21 protein-coding genes are annotated in these 21416 nt (G+C 46.8%); 13 read left to right on the top strand and 8 right to left on the bottom strand.

Annotated features, from left to right (window positions below; translation table 11 throughout):
• Window positions 1-572: 572 nt before the first annotated feature.
• The gene (locus MKR94_RS15080; protein ID WP_241647684.1) at window positions 573-797 is read left to right on the top strand and encodes a hypothetical protein; all 225 of its coding nucleotides are present in this window, start codon (window positions 573-575) and stop codon (window positions 795-797) included.
• A gap of 6 nt (window positions 798-803) precedes the next feature.
• On the opposite strand, the gene MKR94_RS15075 is transcribed toward MKR94_RS15080, so the two are convergent.
• The gene (locus MKR94_RS15075; RefSeq protein WP_241647683.1) at window positions 804-1064 is read right to left on the bottom strand and encodes a hypothetical protein; all 261 of its coding nucleotides are present in this window, start codon (window positions 1062-1064) and stop codon (window positions 804-806) included.
• A 994-nt stretch (window positions 1065-2058) separates the two neighbouring features.
• Between MKR94_RS15075 and MKR94_RS15070 the strand changes: the two genes are divergently transcribed.
• The 6 genes from MKR94_RS15070 (at window position 2059) to MKR94_RS15045 (ending at window position 8689) form a co-directional block, all read left to right on the top strand.
• On the top strand, window positions 2059-3627 hold the full coding sequence (locus MKR94_RS15070) for an ABC transporter substrate-binding protein (protein WP_241647682.1): 1569 nt from the start codon (window positions 2059-2061) through the stop codon (window positions 3625-3627).
• A complete protein-coding gene (locus tag MKR94_RS15065) occupies window positions 3627-4679 on the top strand; it encodes an ABC transporter permease (RefSeq protein WP_241647681.1) in 1053 nt (350 codons plus the stop codon). The genes MKR94_RS15070 and MKR94_RS15065 overlap by 1 nt, the downstream gene beginning before the upstream one ends.
• Window positions 4676-5524, top strand: a complete 849-nt coding sequence (locus tag MKR94_RS15060) for an ABC transporter permease (RefSeq protein WP_241647680.1) — start codon at window positions 4676-4678, stop codon at window positions 5522-5524. The genes MKR94_RS15065 and MKR94_RS15060 overlap by 4 nt, the downstream gene beginning before the upstream one ends.
• The gene (locus tag MKR94_RS15055) at window positions 5514-6353 is read left to right on the top strand and encodes an ABC transporter ATP-binding protein (RefSeq protein ID WP_241647679.1); all 840 of its coding nucleotides are present in this window, start codon (window positions 5514-5516) and stop codon (window positions 6351-6353) included. The genes MKR94_RS15060 and MKR94_RS15055 overlap by 11 nt, the downstream gene beginning before the upstream one ends.
• Window positions 6350-7027, top strand: coding sequence for an ABC transporter ATP-binding protein (locus tag MKR94_RS15050; RefSeq protein ID WP_241647678.1), 678 nt, complete (start codon window positions 6350-6352; stop codon window positions 7025-7027). The genes MKR94_RS15055 and MKR94_RS15050 overlap by 4 nt, the downstream gene beginning before the upstream one ends.
• Window positions 7028-7120: 93 nt before the next feature.
• Window positions 7121-8689 carry an ABC transporter substrate-binding protein gene (locus MKR94_RS15045; protein ID WP_241647677.1) on the top strand — a complete coding sequence of 523 codons (1569 nt, stop codon included), beginning with the start codon at window positions 7121-7123 and terminating at the stop codon, window positions 8687-8689.
• Between the two features lie 50 nt (window positions 8690-8739).
• Here MKR94_RS15045 and MKR94_RS15040 read toward each other — a convergent pair whose 3' ends face one another.
• The 4 genes from MKR94_RS15040 to MKR94_RS15025 form a co-directional block, all read right to left on the bottom strand.
• Window positions 8740-9540: an SDR family oxidoreductase gene (locus MKR94_RS15040; RefSeq protein WP_241647676.1), complete on the bottom strand. Its 801-nt coding sequence runs from the start codon at window positions 9538-9540 to the stop codon at window positions 8740-8742.
• A gap of 144 nt (window positions 9541-9684) precedes the next feature.
• Window positions 9685-10554, bottom strand: a complete 870-nt coding sequence (locus MKR94_RS15035) for an alpha/beta hydrolase (RefSeq protein WP_241647675.1) — start codon at window positions 10552-10554, stop codon at window positions 9685-9687.
• 29 nt (window positions 10555-10583) lie between these two features.
• The gene (locus MKR94_RS15030) at window positions 10584-12863 is read right to left on the bottom strand and encodes a TonB-dependent siderophore receptor (RefSeq protein WP_277755686.1); all 2280 of its coding nucleotides are present in this window, start codon (window positions 12861-12863) and stop codon (window positions 10584-10586) included.
• 134 nt (window positions 12864-12997) lie between these two features.
• Entirely contained in the window at window positions 12998-13447 is a 450-nt protein-coding gene (locus MKR94_RS15025; protein WP_241647674.1) for a DUF4385 domain-containing protein, read from the bottom strand.
• A gap of 763 nt (window positions 13448-14210) precedes the next feature.
• Here MKR94_RS15025 and MKR94_RS15020 point away from each other — a divergent pair.
• Both MKR94_RS15020 and MKR94_RS15015 read left to right on the top strand, forming a co-directional pair.
• The gene (locus MKR94_RS15020) at window positions 14211-14927 is read left to right on the top strand and encodes an aspartate/glutamate racemase family protein (protein ID WP_241647673.1); all 717 of its coding nucleotides are present in this window, start codon (window positions 14211-14213) and stop codon (window positions 14925-14927) included.
• The gene (locus tag MKR94_RS15015) at window positions 14924-15334 is read left to right on the top strand and encodes an ASCH domain-containing protein (RefSeq protein ID WP_241647672.1); all 411 of its coding nucleotides are present in this window, start codon (window positions 14924-14926) and stop codon (window positions 15332-15334) included. Before MKR94_RS15020 ends, MKR94_RS15015 begins: the two co-directional genes overlap by 4 nt.
• A gap of 2 nt (window positions 15335-15336) precedes the next feature.
• On the opposite strand, the gene MKR94_RS15010 is transcribed toward MKR94_RS15015, so the two are convergent.
• A complete protein-coding gene (locus MKR94_RS15010; RefSeq protein ID WP_241647671.1) occupies window positions 15337-15954 on the bottom strand; it encodes a LysE family translocator in 618 nt (205 codons plus the stop codon).
• A gap of 38 nt (window positions 15955-15992) precedes the next feature.
• Window positions 15993-16490 (bottom strand): DUF1543 domain-containing protein, encoded by a 498-nt coding sequence (locus tag MKR94_RS15005; protein WP_241647670.1) that lies wholly within the window; start codon window positions 16488-16490, stop codon window positions 15993-15995.
• A 106-nt stretch (window positions 16491-16596) separates the two neighbouring features.
• Here MKR94_RS15005 and MKR94_RS15000 point away from each other — a divergent pair, with 106 nt between their 5' ends.
• Window positions 16597-17331, top strand: coding sequence for an AzlC family ABC transporter permease (locus MKR94_RS15000; protein ID WP_241647669.1), 735 nt, complete (start codon window positions 16597-16599; stop codon window positions 17329-17331).
• Window positions 17328-17621 carry an AzlD family protein gene (locus MKR94_RS14995; protein WP_241647668.1) on the top strand — a complete coding sequence of 98 codons (294 nt, stop codon included), beginning with the start codon at window positions 17328-17330 and terminating at the stop codon, window positions 17619-17621. Before MKR94_RS15000 ends, MKR94_RS14995 begins: the two co-directional genes overlap by 4 nt.
• A gap of 120 nt (window positions 17622-17741) precedes the next feature.
• Here the strand turns inward: MKR94_RS14995 and MKR94_RS17220 are convergent, their stop codons facing one another.
• Window positions 17742-17885, bottom strand: coding sequence for a putative quinol monooxygenase (locus MKR94_RS17220; protein ID WP_422047537.1), 144 nt, complete (start codon window positions 17883-17885; stop codon window positions 17742-17744).
• 468 nt (window positions 17886-18353) lie between these two features.
• Between MKR94_RS17220 and MKR94_RS14990 the strand changes: the two genes are divergently transcribed.
• Window positions 18354-18911 carry a fimbrial protein gene (locus tag MKR94_RS14990; protein ID WP_241647667.1) on the top strand — a complete coding sequence of 186 codons (558 nt, stop codon included), beginning with the start codon at window positions 18354-18356 and terminating at the stop codon, window positions 18909-18911.
• 51 nt (window positions 18912-18962) lie between these two features.
• Entirely contained in the window at window positions 18963-21413 is a 2451-nt protein-coding gene (locus MKR94_RS14985) for a fimbria/pilus outer membrane usher protein (protein WP_241647666.1), read from the top strand.
• Window positions 21414-21416 lie beyond the last annotated feature (3 nt).

Here is a 21416-nt window from a genome sequence, read left to right as displayed (position 1 = left end):
AAATAAAATTAATCCCCTTTAGTTTTTTACTGGATAAATTAACACAATTTCTACTACCACTATTTTTATAGTAATATTATATAAACCACTTTAAAAAATTAAACGATTATTTATTTTAGGAATCTTTATCGCCGATTAAATGAGGATAAGACTAAAGATAGCCAGCATAAGTAAAGGATTAGAGTTCATTGATAGAAGAGGCGTATTTATCTCTCACTTTGGTTCAATTTATAACAAATCAAGGTGGGTGATAGGAGGGAAATATAAATAAATTCATTACTATAGCGACAATATCATTATTTATAGTGATCTCATCGCCTTAATCTGCCCATATCTAAAAGCGGGTTTTATTAACCGTGCCTATTATTCTGAACAGGGTAAATAAGAGTGTAGTATTACACGCCTGAGCTTTTAAAAAAGGCTCCTCATCTTTATGAACCTTCAACCTACACTATAGAGCCCTATGTCGATACAGATTATCCCAACGACTGTATGTTAGGTACCGACTCATCGTTTAAATTTCTTGATACTTACCAACAATTAAAGATTTTATATGTTAGGCTGCTAACTGCGTGCCATCTTTATCGCTGGAGGGTATCAATATCAAGGAAATAGACTTAAACATTCCCTTAAGGATCATTGGGCAAGCAATCCGCTTGATGGTTGAGAACGATTTGACTATGGGCAAAGAGGATATCGTCGCGCAAATACATACGATGAGTTTAGCAGCCACCGACGCTGAGGAGCTGATCTACTACCGGTTAGCTATCCAAACGGTAACCCAAAAAAGCCACTAAATCACTTTATTCGCCAGCTAGGCCTTGACCCTTCTTAGCGCAGATCTCGCTAAGAGTGATCTCTTCGCTATGCGAATTTTGTATCTGGTGAAGTGATGAAAGGATTGCTTTCAATGCTGAGGCTTCTTCACGACAGGTCTCTTTCGATAATTTATCTTGGAATGCGTGTAGCAAAGAGTCGAGAGTAATCTTCTCTTTCTTATCAAGTAGAGCTACTGATACTTCACCATATAGACGGTCTATAGTTTCTTCAGGAATTAAAGCCATACAGCGCGGGTTCCTCTCTTTCACTTTACTCAAAGAATTTTACTGAAATTCCGTGATGACTCAAGAGGGGCATTATTATTTTGCTTTAATCATTTCGAATTGACGTTTTTTATTGGTAGGCTGCTATTTACTACATTGTTTATAAAGGATTTCACCATTAATAGCCGTTATCTATGTGATAACTTAACAATCTGTCTCCTTAAAAAGGATACTGATAGTGCTGAATATAAATTTTCAACGGCACCAAAGGTGGGCGAGTTATTTTTAGGGGGTATCCTACTTAAGACATATTGTTCGACAACAGAAATATACCTCATACTCATTTATCCTTAATCCTAAGCTAAGTCTGGCATGGGAATTATTCACACTTATCGGCCAACGAGCTTACTGCTTAATAGCCGAAGTGAATAATTAAGGATACTTAATTTAGGCAGTGACCCCGCCATCAATCAGAATATCGCTACCGCTGGTATAAGTTCCCTTAGGGCCAAATAGAAATTCAGCAAGACCGGCAATCTCGTTCGGCACTCGTGAATTCGTCATAGGCTATCCCGGTGCTGATACTATTGATCCGCGTACCACCGCATCGACATGGACCGTGCTGACCTCAAAGCCCGCTTTCTTCAGGGGCTCTTCGACCCTTTGTGCCGTCTCAATAGTGATATCGGCGAGTAGGATTTTTTAGCCCACGCTGACGCGGCGTACGATAGCTTGGGCAATAGACACACTCCTGATGACAACAATAGTGAACACAGACTAGAGGGGAAATGGCGAATGACGTTATCAATCCCATTCATTAATTCCTACCGATCGTCGCAGCATCAGGCGCGAAGAATTAATCGCGGCGCTGGCTAGCAGAACGTAAAAAAATCTTATAAATTACTTAAGTGATAAAGAATAGAGTAGATATAACAATAAAGAATAATAAGACGCGCCACTGTAAGGGTTAGGACTCGATCAGCTCGGCAAACGCCCTGTTTAGCAAGGAATAAAAATGAAGAAAACGTTGATAAGTCTCTTATTCACCGCATCGCTTACCGCGCTCTCAGCACACAGTGCTACGCCACCAAATACCTTAGTGGTCGCGCAATCGCTTGATGATGCGATCAGTTTTGACCCGGCCCAGGGTTTCGAAACCTCTACCGTCCAAGCCTTTACCAACTTGTACCAACGCCTGCTGCAATCGGATCCTTCTCACCCTGTCGATCTACGCCCCACACTGGCCACACATTGGCAAGCGGGGAGCGATAATCGGAGTTTAACCTTCACGTTACGCGACGGAGCGACTTTCGCCAGCGGCAATCCGATCCGTCCTGAAGATGTCATCTTCTCATTGTCGCGTGTGATTAAGTTGAATTTAGAACCCTCATTCGTTCTGACGCAACTTGGCTGGAATGCGAAAAATATCGATAGCCAACTGACCAAAACCAGTGCTAATCAGGTCACGCTACATTGGGATGCCGCGGTCAGCCCAGCCTTTGTGCTGAGCCTGCTTTCTGCACCAGTGGCCTCTATTGTCGATGAGAAAGAAGCGTTAGGTCATCAAGTTAATAATGACTTCGGGCACCAGTGGCTATCCAGTCATTCCGCGGGCAGCGGTCCTTATCAAATCCGTCGCTACGTTCCTCATGAAGTGCTATTGATGACCGCTAACCCACGCTCACCCACTGGGGCACCGAAACTCAGTACGCTATTAATTAAAAATGTTCCTGAAGCGGCAACACGACGTCTCTTAGTTGAGCAAGGGGATGCGGACATTGCGCGTAACCTAGGCAGCGATCAATTCAGTGCGTTACAACATAAGCCAGGCGTTACGCCAGTCTCCGTGCCTATCGCCTCGCTTTACTACCTGCTGTTTAATACGCAATCTTCCGCGACGCTTAACAACCCGGCCTTCTGGGAAGCATCGCGCTATCTGTTTGATTACGATGGAATTGCCAATGGATTATTAAAAGGCCAATTCTCTATTCACCAATCGTTTCTCCCCAGTGGCTATTTAGGTGCCCTCAACGACACCCCTTACAGCTATAACCCGGAGAAAGCGAAAGCTATCTTAGCGAAAGCTGGCCTCTCCAATATCTCCTTTAAGGTCGTGGTCAATAACCAACCGCCTTATTTAGATATTGCGCAAGCGCTGCAAGCCAGCTTTGCAAAAGGTGGGGTAAAAATTGAGTTAGTGCCAAGCCTGAGCAGTGAGGTCACCGCTAAGATGGCGAGCCATCAGTTTGATGCGACCGTCACCTCATGGGGACCCGACTATTTCGATCCCAATACCAACGCCGCTGCCTTTGCCACTAACCCGGAAGATGGCAGTAGTACACTTGCCTACCGCGCTGGCTGGCACATCCCTGAGCTGACCGCCGAAACACATAAGGCGGTAGCCTTAACGGATAGCGCTCAACGTGCGGCACTGTATGAGAAATTACAACGCCAAGTCCAGAAAAGCTCGCCTTATGTCATTGGCTTGCAAGCCCACCAGCTGATCGCTCTGCGCAGTAACCTTAAAGGGTATCAGCAAGGGATGAACCCTGACATGGTCTATTACAGCCAGGTAACAAAATAATGGCAGTGTCTGCGTCCTCCTCTGGTCGCAGCATGCCGGTCAGGCGGCTTGTACAGCGCCTGGCGGGTAATCTTTTTTCATTGGTGATTACCCTGCTCGGTTTGTTAGCGTTTACCTTTACTCTCTCCCACCTCTCGCCAGTCGATCCGGTTTTACAACTGGTGGGAGATCACGCCACGGCCTCCACTTATGCTCAGGTTCGCCACCAACTTGGGCTCGATCACTCGCTGCCTGTTCAGTTCTGGCATTACCTACAGCAACTCGCCCAAGGCCACCTCGGTGTATCGCAAAGCACAGGCCAACCCGTAGCCGACGATCTGTTACGCACCTTTCCGGCAACCTTCGAGCTGGCAACCTGCGCGCTAATCCTCGGCGCTACCTGCGGTATCGGTCTGGCACTGGTCTCAGTCTGGCACCCTAAAAGTTGGATTGACCATATTGCTCGGGTTATCTCCTTATTAGGCTATTCTGTTCCCGTCTTTTGGATCGGTTTACTTGGATTATTACTGTTCTATGCCGAGCTGCATTGGTCAGCAGGGCCGGGGCAGCTCGACGATCTCTACATTTATACGTTAGAACCGAGAACCGGTCTGGTCATTATCGACTGTTGGTTATCGGGTGATCATGAGATGTTTATCAATGCGTTGCAGCATCTATGGTTACCGGTAGTCATCCTGGGTTTACTGTCGATGGCCTCGATCACACGACTGCTTCGCGCGGCGTTATTAGAAGAGAACAGTAAAGAGTACGTCACCCTTGCACGGGCCAAAGGGGCCAGCCGCTGGCGAATTGTCTGGCATCATTTGCTGCCAAATACACGTGGAACCCTGATTACCGTCGTCATGCTCTCCTATGTTTCCTTACTGGAAGGTGCAGTATTAACTGAGAGCGTTTTCGCTTGGCCTGGATTGGGCCGCTATCTGACCAACGCGTTATTTGCATCAGATATGCCTGCCATCTTGGGAGCAACCTTAGTCATAGGAAGTTGCTTTATTATCATCAATGCCCTAACCGATGCGTTAGTTTGGCTTACCGATCCGAGAACACGATGACCGAGACTTCTTTGCCGCTTCGCGCGGTCCGACGTGATAAGCGCCGATGGTTACTGATCATCGGCTATAGCCTATTGGGCTTATTTATCGCCATGGCGCTGTTTGCCCCTTGGGTATCGCCTTACGATCCCAATGCTCAAGTGATGGCCGACCGGTTACTGCCACCCGATAGTCATCACTGGTTTGGTACCGATGGCTTTGGCCGCGACTTACTGTCACGCGTAATTTATGGCACACGGCCTACGCTCCTATTAGTGGTATTTATTCTACTTTTGACCGTGCCCGTTGGCATGACAGTAGGCATTGCTGCTGGCTATTTAGGCGGTTGGGTCGAACGTATCTTAATGCGTATCACCGATATCTTTCTCGCTCTGCCAAGCTTAGTGATCGCGCTGGCAATGGTTGCGGTACTTGGACCCAGTATTTTGAATGGTGCACTGGCTTTGGCGCTGACAAGCTGGCCGCCGTTTGCGCGACAAGCTCGTGCAGAGACACAGCAATTAAGACGTAGCGATTACTTAGCGGCCGCAAAAATGCAGGGGATTAAGGGGTTACCCTTAATGTTTGGCCATCTGCTACCGCTTTGCTTACCTAGCGCAGTGGTCCGTGCGGCTTTGAGTCTAGGTGGGATTATTCTCTCTGCTGCAGGCTTAGGCTTTCTGGGAATGGGCGTTCAACCCCCGACCGCTGAGTGGGGGTCGATGGTGGCAGAAGGCGGGAAAGTGATTTTTGACCAATGGTGGGTGGCGGCGGCACCGGGCGGAGCAATTCTTCTGGCAAGCTTAACCTTTAATTTCATCGGTGACGGTCTACGAGACCGCTTGGACAGTCGCAATGACAGCTAATACCTCCCCTTTTATTATTGCCGACCGGCTCACTATCGGACTTCCCGAAGGCCGTCCGTTAGTCGACGGTATCTCGTTTGACATCGGTAAAGAGCGTGTCGCGTTAGTGGGGGAATCCGGCTCGGGAAAATCGCTGACGGCCCGCAGTCTAATGGGACTACTTGCCCCCTCGCTGAGCCTTAACGCCTCGCAACTCTCCCTCGCCGGGAACGACTTACTGCATCTTAAAGCCTCACAATGGCAAGCATTGCGGGGGGGAAAGGTGGCAATGGTGATGCAAGACCCCAAATATGCCTTAAATCCTTCTAAAACCATCGGTTGGCAGGTCGAAGAGCCGTTAATTTTGCACCGTAAACTCTCCCGCCGTCAGCGCCAAGAGAAAGTGTTAGCGATGCTTGAGGCCGTCGGTTTAACGAATCCGCAGCAGCTGATTAAGCGCTATCCCAATCAGCTTTCTGGTGGAATGGGACAGCGGATTATGCTGGCTATCGCCTTGATCACCGATCCCGAGTTCCTGATTGCCGATGAGCCAACGTCGGCCTTAGACCATGCGATGCGTGATCAAGTGCTGTCGTTGATACAAGACCTCGTGGCACAGCGCGATATGGGATTGTTACTGATTAGTCATGACTTACAACAGGTGGCAGATCACTGCCAACGGGTCATGGTGATGTACCAAGGGAAAATTCTTGATCGCTTAGCGGCCAAGGACCTTCCGCAAGCAACCCATCCTTATACCCAAACGCTTTGGGCATGTCGGCCAAGCCTCGCGACTAAAGGTAAGCGCTTACCCACACTCGACCGCGCAGCGTTGGAGGGATACCCATGAGTACCATCAGGTTAGACAACCTTAATGTTTCACATCCTCAGGGATATCAGTTACGGCAAGTCGTCCAAGATGTCAGCCTCAGGGTCGAATCAGGCGAGTGTTTCGGCCTGGTCGGGCCTTCCGGCTGTGGAAAATCGTCGCTACTTTGGGTGATGGCAGGTCTTAATCCTCACTGGAGTGGAGATATGGTGTTAGCAGGTACTCACGTACAACCCGGTTCGACGTTTACCGGACAGCTACGCCGCGATGTGCAAATGGTGTTCCAAGATCCTTATGCCTCTTTACATCCTCGTCACCGTTTACGTCGTACCCTTGCAGAACCCTTAAAGCGGCTGGGCGTCGAAAATATTGATGACCGGATAGCCCAAGGCTTCCAGCAAGTCGGCTTAGCCAGCGCGCTAATTGACCGCTATCCTCATCAGCTATCAGGCGGGCAACGGCAACGAGTCGCTATTGTGCGGGCACTGCTTCTTGAACCGAAAATAGTGCTACTTGATGAGCCAACCTCCGCGCTGGATATGTCAGTGCAGGCGGAAATATTGAATTTACTCAATCAATTAAAAGCCGAGCGGCAGCTGACGATGGTGTTGGTGAGTCATGACCCAGATGTGATCGACCATATGTGTGATAGATCAGTGACGATGCAGGCAGGTCGCATTACCCATCTTAGTTAAAAACCGACTTTAGATATCATTTAAAACGAATATTCAGCGCAGTTGATCGTCCCTATACTCCTAATAACGCATCGTTATTAGGAGACTTTACGAGTGAAACCTTATCTTCCGTTGTTCTTTGCTACCCTCTTTTCCTACGCCAGTTATGCGGCAACGCCAGCAAATAGCTTAGTGGTCGCCATTCCACTGGATGGCATCATCAGTTTTGATCCGGCAGAGAGTTTTGAAACGGTGAGTACCAGTAGCTTGGTCAATCTGTATCAAGGTTTAGTCAGTGCTGATCGTAATCATCCGCAACAAATAGTGCCCGCGGCGGCGGCCAGTTGGACGGCTGGCAGTCAGCCGCATAGTCTGCGCTTTACCCTAACACCTCATCAATCCTTTGCCAGCGGGAATCCACTGACTGCCGATGATGTGATTTACTCGTTAAGCCGAGCCGTAAAATTGAATAAAGCACCGGTCTTTATTTTGGGGGAATTCGGGTGGACCCCAGAGAATATCGATGCCTCATTACATAAGATCAGTGACACAGTCGTCGAAATAACCTGGCAAAGTGATATTGGCCAAGATCTTGCCCTGCGTTTACTGTCTGCCCCCGTCGCCTCGATTGTTGACCATAAGTTAGTAAGTGAGCACCAACAAGCTGGTGATTACGGGAATAACTGGCTTAAAAATCATTCCGCAGGAAGTGCTGCTTACAGTATTCAACGGTATGTTCCGCAGCAAGCTTTACTGTTAGAAAAAAATCCGCATAGCGCTATCCAGCCAAAAATAGCGCATGTGTTATTAAAAGGGGTGCCAGACGCCAGCGCTCGCCGGTTATTACTGACGCAAGGGGATGCCGATATCGCCTACGGATTAGGTGCCGATCAGTTTGCGGCGCTACGCCATACCGCGGGAGTTAAGGTGGCTAGCTTCCCCTCCAGCCTAATTTATTATCTCGCCTTCAATACGCAGGATAGCCAACAACCGGCTTTAGGCAATCCAGCGTTATGGCAAGCGGCGCGCTGGTTAGTGGATTATGGCTCTCTGTCACAACAATTACTGAAAGGACAGTATCAGGTCCATCAATCCTTCTTGCCGATAGGGTTTGATGGGGCATTAGAGAAAACCCCTTTTAGCTTGGATGTGGCGAAAGCGAAACAGATCCTCAGTAAGGCCGGGATAAAACCCGGAACCACCTTTACGCTCTCCTTTACTAATCAACCCCCCTATAGCGATATCGCGCAAGCACTACAGGCGAGCTTCGCTCAAGCCGATATTCATATTACGCTCCAGCCGGTGCCCGAAGCCGAGCTTTGGGGTAAAATGCGCAGTCGCCAGTTCCAATCAATTTTCACTTACTGGGGCGCGGATTATATCGATCCCAATACCAATGCCAGCACCTTTGCCTATAACGTGCCGAATGGCCCGAAAACCTTGGCGTGGCGAGTAGGCTGGTCGATTCCACAACTCAGTGAATTGACACAGCAGGCCGCGGCGACCAGCGATGCAGCGAAGCGCCGAGCGCTCTATGGGCAGATTCAGACTAGCGTGATGCAAGACTCTCCCTTTGTTGTTGCCTTACAAGGCGCACAGCAGGTGGGGTTACGCAGTAATATTGAGGGGGCCCAGCAGAGTTTAGGGGTCAGTATGCTCTATTTTGACCAGATCGCTAAATAGCGAAGTGAATAGGGGGTAGCGTCGATCCTACCCCCTTTCAAACGGTAGCGTTAGCCGTTACCTCGGAATTCAGGGTATAAGCTCATGCCGCCGTCGATAAAGAGCGTTGAGCCATGTACGTAGTCGGACAGATCACTGGCCAGCCACACCACCGCATTCGCCACATCCTCTGAGGCGCCAATACGACCGTAAGGAATTAACTCCAGCAGTTTCTTCGCTGCGTCCCCTTCGGTGTTCTCGGCATTAATTGCCGTTGCGATAGCGCCCGGGGCAATGGAGTTCACTCGAATCTGCTCTTCGCCAACCTCTTGCGCAATACTGCGCATCAGTAGATCCACCCCACCTTTTGATGCAGCATAATTCACATGGCCGGCCCAAGGGATAAGTTGGTGGACAGAGCTGACATGAATAATTTTACCATTGGCGCGACTGACTTGGCGTTGTCCCTTCTGTTTACGGAACTGTAACAACGCCGCTTGCGCCGTCAAAAATTGGCCGGTGAGGTTGACATCAATCACCTTTTGCCAATCTTGTAGCGTCATATCACCAATTGCTGCGTCTTTTTGTAGCCCTGAGTTTGCCACCAGAATATCGAGCCCACCAAAGTGTTCCACCGTCTGCGTAATTAAGTGGTTAACATCATCTTGCGAGGAGACGTCACCTTGCACCGCAATGGCTTGACCACCTTGTTGACGAATTTCCTTAGCCAGCTTCTCGGCAGGCTCGGCTTGGCTATTGTAATTAATCACGACACTGGCTCCGGCGGCGGCAAGCCCTTTTGCACAGGCATAGCCTAGACCCGAACTGGCACCGGTTACGAGGGCGACTTGATTAGTTAACGATATTTGCATGGTGACTCCTGAGCTAGTTTCAATAAGAGTAAAGCATGGTATTGAGTATAGGACAGGACAGGGAATTTGATCGGATTCACAAAAAACAGCGATAAGGCGACAGTCCCGCTCGAAAAGGAGCGGAGCATGACAGGGAGATGCTGACTACTGACTCACCTTTTTAAGGGTATCCTGCAGCGAAGCACCAAACATTGCCCCATGGCTTAACCCAGGGTAATGGATGATAGAGATACCCAGACCTTGTTTTTGCCATTGAGCAACCCGTGGTGACAGATCGATGGCAGGCTGAGCTCCCGCTCTCGCCGGCTGTGAGGATCCCACCATCAACGTGAGGGTAGCTGGATTCACCGTTTGCGCTTGGATATCATCGACTAAAAATTGATACCCCTGACCCAACGATGGGCTAGCGGCAAAGTAGTGGCTAAATCGGCTGGAGTGCAGATAAGTATCCAAGACAAAAAGTCCCCCAAAGGAATGTCCCCATAATGATCGTTTTGCCTGATCGATAGGTAGAGACGCTTCACTCTGCGGGATGATTTTCTGTTCGAGTAAGGCGCGGAAAATCGCACTACCGCCGCCCAGTCGTCCATGGCCTAGCATCGAGTTCCCCTCAATAGCGCCTCGGGCGGCAGGCGTATAATCGAATGACCGCGCTTTCAGGTCAAAAGGCAGTGGCGTATCGTAGCCAACAAACACCAGTACCGCGGGTTTTTTCTCGCTGATGGCCTGAAGCTGCGACGCATTGAGACGACTTAGACTCGAGTTACCGTCCAACAGGTATAGGATCGGGTACCCGTGTACAGGGGCTGCTTTATTCGGTACCGCGACCCAGATTTTGTAATGGCGCTGGGTATCCACCGACTCGACTTTATACGTCTTAAAACGGTAGAACGATGATCCCTGATCGGCAATAGAGGGGCCTAGAGGCGTCATGTCCGGCCTCGAAAAGGCACTCGGTGAATTAACCAACAATAACAACAGTATCACCACCGCTTTTCGATAAAAGCCTACCATGACGTCCTCATTTTTATTCAGCGTAAAGATTAAAAGTGCATACCTACTTCCATATAATACGTCCGACCGGATTCATTATAGGTATTGGCCCCCGCTCCCCAGAGATAGGCTCCCGTGGTTGCGTTACCTGTGGTTTGCGCATTACCCTCACGGAAATGGCGTTTATCAAACAGATTATCGATACCTGCCGTTAAATCAATGTTCTTATTAAGGGTGTAGGTCCCACTCATACCGACAATCGCATAAGGAGCGACTTCACGCGTTTCACTTCCTGAGGTTCGCTCACCTTGGTAATTATATTTTTTCGGCTTTTGGCGACCGTACCACGTTAAGGTGCTCTCGAAAGATAACTTATTCGTTGCCTGCCAATCCAAGGTCGAATTTATCGTGTATTTAGGGATAACCGATAAATAATCATGAGTGGTCTTATTTTCATTCTTCAGAATATAAGTCAGGTTATTTTTCAGCGTGAGGCTATCGGTGATCGGGAAATTAAGCGTCCCTTCAATTCCTTCCACCACCGCTTTTGGCACATTTTCCCATTTATAAACATTCGCAGTACCATTGTTATATTCACTGGTGTAACCCGCTTCAATTTTATTATGGTAATCGTTACGGTACCAGGTCACACCTGCCTGCACATCATTAGCATTATGGTACTCGATCCCAATTTCTTTATTCACACTGGTCTCAGCGCTGAGATCCTTATTACCTTGCAGGTAACAACTACCACCGCCGTAACAGCCTTGGCCGTTGCTATATAACAGATAGTTAGGATTGGTTTGATAAAGATTCGGGGCTTTCCAAGCACGTGCAATGCCCATTTTTAATGTAAAATCGTTCCCCAAGGCTTGGGACAGATTCAGTGATGGGCTCCACTCCCCACCGGAAATACTTTGATGGTTGAAGCGAATGCCTGGGACTAATTTAGTGCTGTCGGTCAGCTGCATGTTATCTTCAGCGAAAATGCCGTAGATATCAGCCGAACTATATTCAGAGCGCCCGGTACTGGAGATTCCTTCGACGCTGCCGGCGCTGGTCGTTACTGTGTTCGACGTCGGATCTCTCATCGCTTGATGATTGAATTCAGCCCCCACCGTGAGCACATGATCGACCCATGCTTGGAAAGGGATACTCACATCGGAGTGTACATTAGTATCGTAGAGCGTGATGGTTGAGAATCCAGTATTCGTCGTACTGAAGATACCGGATGAACCACCCGATAGGCCTTCATTTAGCCGCGTATTACGCGTTTTTTCAAACTGAACATAGTTATTGGTGGACACCCCGTTATCCCAAATTCCGGTATATTTGAGCGCCAGCGTTTGCCGATAGAGGACGTTAGTTTCGTTACCGTAATTCGCTTTCACCAACGCATTGCTATTAGTATTTTGGGTATCTCCTGCATAGATATTACCCTGCCGACTAAAACCAGTATCGAGTTCGATGTTCTGGTTTGGCATAAACTCCCATCGTAATACAGAATGAATATCACGATTTAACGCCCCTTCGCGCCCTGCGGGGTAAGTGCCAGCATAGGTCCCTGTACGGGTTTGTGTGTGGCTTTTATTGATATCTTCGGCATCGGCCTGAGTTTTACTCCAGTTACCGTATAGGCGGAAAGTGAGGTTATCGGCCAATTCACCACTCAAGCTTGCGTTATAGCGTTGAGTCGCCCCTTCTGCTTTATGTTCAGGTGCATTGAAATAAGAGTTAAAGCTGCCATGCCACGCTTTGCTGGTTTGCTTTGTGATAATATTGACCACGCCACCCATTGCGCCGTTACCATATAACGCCGCCGCAGGTCCACGAATAACGTCAATACGCTCAATCATTTCCGGCGGTACCCAGTTGGTATCACCACGTGTATCACGCTCATCACTCCAACCATAACGAACTGAGTTACGGCTAGTAACGGGCATGCCATCAATCAAGATCAGCGTATTTTCTGGCCCCATTCCCCGAATATCGATCTGCCGGTTATTGCCGCGCTGGCCACTGGTGGAGTTACCCGTTAGATTAACACCCGGTTGAGTACGAATGATTTCGGACAGATCTCGCTGGATAGGGTGTTTCTTAATCGCTTCACTTGTGATGGTCGATACGCCCGGCGCTTGCAGGGTTTGTTGACGTGCCGTGACGACTAATCGACCTTCAGGCTTGGTGTCGCTGGATAACGTACTGGTGTCGGTGTCTTTGGTCTCAACAGTATCGGCAGTGTTGCCTTCTGTCGCGGCCATCACGCTAACCGGTAATCCAACCAGAACAAAAGGAATAACAAGTGGACGTATCACTTTTTTAATAGACATGTGCGTGTACTAGACAGACAGGATAAGAGTGACAGTAGAGTATCTGAATGAATATTAATGTAAATGATAGTGATTAGCATTTACATTTTCTTAGCATTCTCTTTGCTTTAGACAGTCATTCCCGTGGCGAGGGGTTAGCCAAACTGCTGCTGATGCTGCTTTTTACGCCGTAAATAGTCGTTGTCGGCTCTAAGCTTATCCCATGATTGTTTGAAGATCTTCGCAGCCGCCGCTTTCTCCTCATCGAGTTGATAAGGTTGTATTTTGCGGTTCTTATCGTACTTTTTACCGCCGGGATGGTTTGCATAGCGCCTTGCACGGGTATATCCCATCTGAATAAATTTACGCGCCATATCCATGCCGACAAAATCATCTTGTTGGCGATAATCCTCAAACAGTTGCATAATTTTCTTGGCAGAGGCAGTTGCGCTGGCGATATCTTTAAACCGCCAATAGGGAAGAATTTCACTTTTATAAGGTTCGACCATCAAGACTCCCTGTTCCCCTCGCCCTACTTGATAACGTTCGGGTTCTTTACGGAAATCAATGGTTGAAAAGTCTTGTTGATAGTTGAACGCTTTCATCAGTTACTCACCTTTTTTCGCTAAAAATAAAGTATAGGTGAGAGTAAGGTGTAAGAAACATTAATCCTTAAATAGGTCGCCCTCTCCTCAAAAAAGTGTCTTAACCGCGCGTTGAGAAGAGTGAATGGATGATCGGCTCATAATTATTTTTTATTTTACGTTAAATCACCTCTCTATTAGGGGGCTGTTCTATTCCGCAGAATTTAGGTAGATTGAGTCATGTAATAACAATATACCCGCCCCATAAGCATGTGCGTAAAGGCATTACCGATGGATAAGAGTGATTCTTTAATATTGGAATATCGCAGCTTATGCGATACTGATTGGCCTTTATTTTTGGCATTACATGTCGATCGCCAAGTGATGACTTTTATTAGTAATCCGCTTGATAAAGAAACGATCTGCCGGCTTTCTTGAGCGTAGTGACGGTATCGCAGAGGTGGGATTTGTACTTAAACCTGAGTTCCAGGGTAAGGATTATGGTAGTGAGTCATTAAAGGATATTATTCAATTTGCCTTGACGCATTATCATTAATATAAATTAGTGGCGACGGTAACATCAGGAAATGAGGCCTCACGTAGAACCTTAGTGGGCGCCGGATTTCAGCAGGGGGGAACCTTAAGAAAAAACTATTATTTAAAAGGATCTTGGCAAGATGACTGGCTATTTGGATTACTGAAAGAAGAATCGGGATATTAATCCTTCAACAATTATTCCCTCATAAATATCGATAAAGATGAGAATACCTCAAGTGCTAATAAAATGAAAAAAAGTAAAATCGGTATTTTAGCGGGAATGGGACCGCGCTCTACCACCCCTTTCCTAGAAAAGATTATCGACGAATGCCAACGTCAGTATGGGGCGACCTACGATATGGATTTCCCTGAAATGCATATCCTCTCTCTGCCGACGCCCTTCTATCCCGGAAGGCCGATTGATTCCGCTAAGATGCGTGAAACGCTTCAGAAGGGTATTACCGATTTGGTAAAGAGTGGGGTGAGCTTAATCTCAGTCCCTTGTAATCTTGCGCATTGCTATTTTGAAGAAATGAATGAAGCTTCTCAGGGTATTCCTCTCCTGCATATTGCTGACTCGCTCTCTCCTTTACTGCCCCCCTCGCCATCATCAGTCTGTTTACTGGCGACACGACCCACCCACGATGCCGGCTTTTATCAGCACAGGCTCCGCAATAAGGGGCTTACCCTTGTCGATTCTGACGCGTTAAGAGAAAAAACCACCGCTCTACTCCCTATCCTCAAAGCTGAGGGATATCAAAACCGCCAGGTCCACGTTTTATGGCAGGAGATCGTCACCGAAATCGGTCGGTTAGGCGCCCAACAGGTGATTATCGCCTGCACAGACCTCAGTCCCTTAGTGAAAATAAGCGATGGGTCGTCACTATACTTTATCGATTCTATGGCAGCTTTAGCCACTGAAACCGTTACTGAATATTTACGTCACGTTGAGGGTCAATCATGACATTGCTTAATCACCTACAGACCAAATACCCTAATGCACTGGCTTGGGGCTTTGGCGACAGCGCGGCCATGGCTGATAAGCTTGCTAACCATGTGGTTGAAGGGCGTAAAACGGCTTCTTGCGGTTCACTGAGTGCCTACCTCAATGAGGCATCGCCCCCTACTGTCGGCAGCTACCCTATTATCCTCAATGGTCGTGAAGAACCGGTATGTGTCATCCGAGTGATCGCTATGCGAATAGTGAGGTTCAATAAGGTAGAGGCTGAATTTGCCTACAAAGAGGGAGAGGGTGACCGTAGCCTAGTGTATTGGCAGCAAGAACATAAAGCCTTCTTCACCCGAGAAGGAAGCTTCAGCGAGACCATGGAACTTGTCGCAGAAGAGTTTGAATTAGTTGAAGTCATCTAACATTATTTTAAAAGCAGCTTTAGCCCGAGCAAACCTAATATGCCCGCAGAGAGGCGATCTATCGTGACATTATTGCGGAGATAAACACGTCTTGGTAATGCTTGGCTTAGGATTATCGCGACAAATATAAACCATAAAAAATCGATGAAAAACGTCATTCCCGGTACCGTAAAATAGAATATCGTCGAGATATGATGATCGAGTAATGGGGTAAATAAACTCGCAAACACCATTGCGGTATTAGGATTACTCAGTTGCGTAAACAGTCCCCTAAATAAGGCTTGGGTGAAGGTCAGCGTAGGAGTGGCTAAATCCTCTCCTTTCACCTGCGGTTTTTTGTATAAAATGTTGACTGCGCACCAAAGTAAATAACCGCCGCCCAGTAGGTTTAAAACCTGATGCAGCCCAGGAATAATGTTTAACACTGCCTGTAACCCAAACAGGGCAATAAACGCAAAGATCATCGCTCCACTTCCTAAGCCGATCGCTACGCCGAGCGAGGCGCAAAATGGTGAGGAGAGTGCGACGCGAGTGGCGAGCAAAAAACTGGTGCCGGGGCTCATGGCTCCCACCCCTATCGCCAGACCGATGGCACAAAGCTGAACGAAATCGCCGTCCACTTCTCCTCCTAATGTTTAGGTTTACTCGAGCAATAATATTATATTGGCTGGTAGCCCTGCCACGCTGGGCGGTCAAGCTGGCCTTCTGCCATTGGAATTAAATGTAGATAACCGTCGCCAACTTTTTCGAGTAATAAACAATTATCAACATCTTTAAGGTTATCTTTATGTTGTTGGGCAGCACCAGATAATAAACGACCCAATGCCTGTTTTTTTGCCTGCTTCGCGTCTTCGGCGACAAAAAGCCCGAACTCGTGCAGTTCAGCTAAGGTATCAGGCCGATAAGCGCCGACATTCACAAAAAAAAGTTTCTGCGCTGCGTCAGAGGGTGTGTCTTGTAAGCTGACACGGTAGCCATCCACCCACGTGATCTGGGTATAACCATCAAGGTGAACCTTATTTTTATCGCCAAACCATGCTTTTTTAAGCGTTGGCCAAGCCTCTTCCGGTGTATTCGCTGCCACAAATTGAATATCATGAACTTCAATATTTGATTTCCCGGCATTTCCCCCGAGATAAAACATATATAAATTCACTAAAACCTCCCGATATTGACTCGATTCTATCTCGTATTTTCTAAGGCTGCCGCTTAGTATAGAAACCATAAGACTTTCCTATCACAGCCCGTTAGAAGAGGACTCCATGGCACAGCCTTCGAACCTAGCTTCCCCCCATTCTCAGTATTACCATGAATTTTTACGCGGCGCGACAACGTTGATCCCCGTTATGATAGGCGTACTCCCCTTCGGTTTACTCTTAGGGGCTCAAGCTGCCCAGAAAGGCTTATCTGTCGGATTATTGAGTTTGATGACCGGGCTAAATTTTGCGGGAGGATCTGAATTCGCTGCAGTTGCGCTCTGGAGTGCAACCCCTCATCTGATCACTATCGTTTTAGTCAGTATGCTGGTCAATAGCCGGCATTTGGTGATGGGCGCATCGCTTGCCCCCTACCTGAATCATCTACCTCGTCGTAAAGCCCTACCCGCCCTCTTTTTTATGTGTGATGAAATTTGGGCACTGGCCATGGCAGATGCTACGCGCCGCCGGGCCGCCGGGCAGGAGCCCGCTTTCAGCCTGAGCTTCTATTTTGGTTTGTCGGTAACCCTTTGGGCTGTATGGTTAGCCTCTACAACAGTGGGTGCCTTAATCGGCCCGATATTAGGCGATATTAGCCGGTGGGGCTTTGATATGGCATTTCCAGCGGTATTCTTTGTTTTACTTAAAGGGATGTGGAAAGGCATGCGCTGCGCAATCCCTTGGTTAGTCAGTCTACTCTGTGCAAGCTTGGCGTATCACTATTTACCGGGGGCGGCTTATGTCCCGATTGGTGCTGTCACCGGTATCATTGCCATCGTGTTAATGGAGGCCAAAGCGTGAATTATTTACCTGTCGTAACTATCTTACTGATGGCACTCAGTACCTATTTCACCCGTATTCTCGGCTATTTATTATTACGAAATCGTCAACTGAGTCCTCGTATGCAGGCCATAATGGATGCCGCTCCTGGATGCATATTAATTACGATTATCTCCCCCTATTTTGTCACCGACAGGCCTGCCGATTTACTGGCGTTAGCCATCTCATTATTCGCAGCGTCACGCTGGGGGCTGTTACCCGTGGTTCTAATTGCCGTAATGAGTACGGCTGTGTTGCGGTTTATGCTCTAGCAGTGAGAGGTAATAGGCAGTGAGCCCTATTTGGCGATAAATAAGTTAGGATAGACGCGTCATATTAAAAAGACTGAACTCTGTAACGTATTTATCTATAACGCTTTTTAGTGCCTCTATCTATGCAGAGTGAGAATGCTTGTCGAGTTCGCTTTGGCTTCGCCATTTCTCGATCATCATAAAATGATGGCTAGGTTCAACATCAACATACAGCGGGTACGCCTCACACCCTTCTTCTTTATGCGTTTCGTTGAGGACATGCAGCAGAAATTAATGGACGAAATAGCGTAATGCAAGAGCAAAAATATAATTAAAAAATATTAATAATAAAAATAAAATAATAATTAAACCTCACCACATCTATTTTTAGAATGTAAGGTAATATTAAACAACGAAATCATTTTAACGCTAATTAAATAGCCCCCATAGTAAAAAGGGTTTCCCAAACTTGACTCACATCAACAAAGACATAAAAAACCAATAAAACGATAAAAAATAGAATAATAAGTTAATAAAAACCTAAGATATAGAGATAAACACCAAAATAACTGTATTTATCTTAAGGCTATTCACACAAAACTCCGAAGTAGTTAATAACGTAAATTAACTATTGCCTATTCTATTAGCTAGCATTATATTTCCGCCCCCAAGCCAACCCATTAAATTAATACTTAAAAAAAACCATAATTTAGGTGGGTTGGCCATTTACGTATTTTACAAAGGCAAAACTATATGAATATTAAACTAACACTGGGTGCAGCAATTGTGGCATTAACTTTTTCTCATGCTGCATTAGCGGATGGTGATACCCCAGCTGATAATACAAATGTTCCGACTACCGGAAAAATACATTTCTCCGGTGAATTAGTCGCGTCAACTTGTGGTTTAAAACCGGGACAAGATCCTATCGAAGTTGAATTTGGACAAATTCCTGTCGGCTCTCTGACACCCGATACGCATGTTGGGTTGACGGAAAAAAATATCGAACTGCAAGGCTGTGATACCACAACCCTTAAACATGCCACAGTGACTTATACTCCTGCGCAAAATGAAGAGGCGAACCCGAGTCTAGCCGCTTTCACCACTGGTGATGCATCCGGTGCAGGTATTGGCCTGCTCGCGCATGATGGAAAATCGGTTACTTGGGGCGAGGCAACGTCGGCAACTAATTTGGTCGACGGTGATAACAGTATTCCATTTAAAGCGTACGTCCAACGTGTAGCTAAAAATATCACCCCGACACCAGGTCAGTTTGAATCGACTATCAATTTTCAAATTGATTATAACTAATTAGAAAATAGGCCAAGTGAGGAGACCACTTGGTCTATCTCTTGGCTGATTATGAAAATTAACGATTATCATTTATCTCTCCTATTATTACTGTCACTAATGCACTCGCTCGCCGATGCTGCCGAAGCAGGCCTCGAGTTCAATACTGACATGATTGATATGAGCGATCGAAGTACGTTACATCCAGAGCGCTTTACGGTCAGCAATTATATTGCTCCGGGTCAATATCATCTAACCGTTGTGGTCAATAGCCGAGAAGTTGGAGAGTCTTCTATATATTACAGTGAGGAGGGAGAGAGTAATAAAAACACACCATTACTTTTATCATCTTTCTTACCAAAATTAACCTTAAATAAAAAAGCATTGCTCTATATTATCGCAGCTAAAAAGGATCGCGTTGATATATCGAAAATTCCAGGTATTAGTATAAAAAACAAAAATGGTCGACTGATGATTAACATCCCCCAAATATGGCTAAAATATACTAATAGTGATTGGACGCCCCCTGAAAACTGGGATGATGGAATCAATGGTTTTATCGTTGACTATAATGCTAATGCAGAAATTACTCACTCGCTTGATTCTCAGCACGACCGCCAGAATATTTCAGCCTATGGACAAGTCGGAGCGAATGTCCAAAGCTGGCGATTACGCGCAGCTTATCAAAGTAGTGCGCAAGATGCGCAGCATCATTTTAGCTGGCAGCAAGTCTACGCCTTTACACCAGTGCGTGCATTACATGCAAAAATGAATATCGGCGAGATTACTCTAGATTCAGACCTCTTCGACAATATTCGTTTGACCGGTATGAGTCTATCATCTGACGAACGTATGCTACCCCCAGATCTGCAGGGTTATGCGCCAGAAGTTAGAGGGGTTGCACAAACTAATGCTTTGGTCACCATCATGCATCAAGGACAAGTGTTATATCAAACACATGTTGCTGCAGGACCTTTCAATATTACTACGTTACCCGCAAGTCTACGTGGGGTGTTAGATGTAAAAATCACTGAACAAACCGGTGAGGTAAGGACATTCCAAGTTGCGACGTCGAGTCTGCCCTACTTAACACGTCCCGGCCAGGTGCGATACCACGTCTATACTGGTCGTGCATCCGGCCTCGCAGATAACGTGCATAAAACCTACGGAGGTAATCTTTATTCCGGCGATTTTTCTTATGGCATTAGTAATGGTTTTTCTCTTTATGGCGGTGGGCAACTGGCCGGCAGCGAGTATTACGCTACGGCGATAGGTATCGGTCGAGATTTTAAACAATGGGGAGCATTATCTTTTGATGTCATTCATTCTGATAGCCGCTTACCTAATGAAAAAAAGTCCTTAAAAGGTCACTCTTTTCATATTAACTACTCACGACGGATAGAGTGGATAAATAGCTCAGTAACCTTAGCGGGTTACCGCTTTAGCGATGGTAATTTCCGTAGTTTAAATTATTACATCAACGAAAAGTATCTACCTGAACAGCGTGATCACCGTGATAAACAACAAATTAGGCTGATTACGAATACCACTCTCTGGGAAGACTCTCAGCAATGGCGTACATCTCTCTACCTGAATTATCAGCGTAATTATTATTGGAATCGAAAACGCCAATCGAACTATGGAGTGTCCCTTGGACACACGTTTATGCTTTGGGCTTATTATCCCATGACGACCGGGCTTTCTTTTTATCACTCAGGTTTCGAAAAACAGTCGGATAACAGCCTATCCTTGACGCTTAGCGTGCCATTCGGTGACACAGGTAGAGTTGGCTATGATATGCAGCATAATGGTAAAAGTACTACGTTTGCGACCAGTTATAGCAGCTATATCAATGAACAGGATTTTTGGCGAACTCGAGCGGGCCGTTCATCGGTTGGGCGGGTACAAGCCGATGGGATTTATCACCATCACTCATCCTTAGCCGATATGGAATCCAGCCTAAATTATCAACAACAGCAAGGTATTTATGGTGCCATTTCCTTGAGAGGCAATGCCATTCTGACTCGCTATGGTATTGGAACTAATGGTGGCAGCTATACCGGTAATGACACACGTATTTTGGTAGATACCAACCATATTAGTGGCGTTACCTTTAATCATCATCAAGCACGTAGTAACCATATGGGGTTAGGCGTGTTACCTGGCGTGATGAGCTATCAGACGATTGATACTCACATTGATAGTGATTCATTAACCGCTAAGCTCCATAGCCAGCACACCGTACGCAGTATTACGTTAACGGAAGGCGCTATCGGTTATGAACATTTTGATGTCCGTGGCGGTTCTAATTTCTATTTACCCCTTACCGATGAAAATAATCAGCCTCTGACCTTAGGAACTGAATTGGTCAATATAGCGGGTCAAACAGTCGGTATCAGTGACGATAACGGTATGGTCTGGCTAACCGGCGTTCACCCAGGTGAGAAGCTCGTTAGTACTGACGAAAATCATATACAACACTCCATTACAGTCCCGACTGGCAACGTCAGTCCACTCTCATAATAT

Origin of the sequence: Rosenbergiella metrosideri (genome assembly GCF_022602565.1) — a bacterium.
Taxonomy (GTDB): domain Bacteria; phylum Pseudomonadota; class Gammaproteobacteria; order Enterobacterales; family Enterobacteriaceae; genus Rosenbergiella; species Rosenbergiella metrosideri.
Note: the sequence above shows the minus strand (reverse complement) of the source record. Positions and strands in the feature narration are given on the sequence as shown.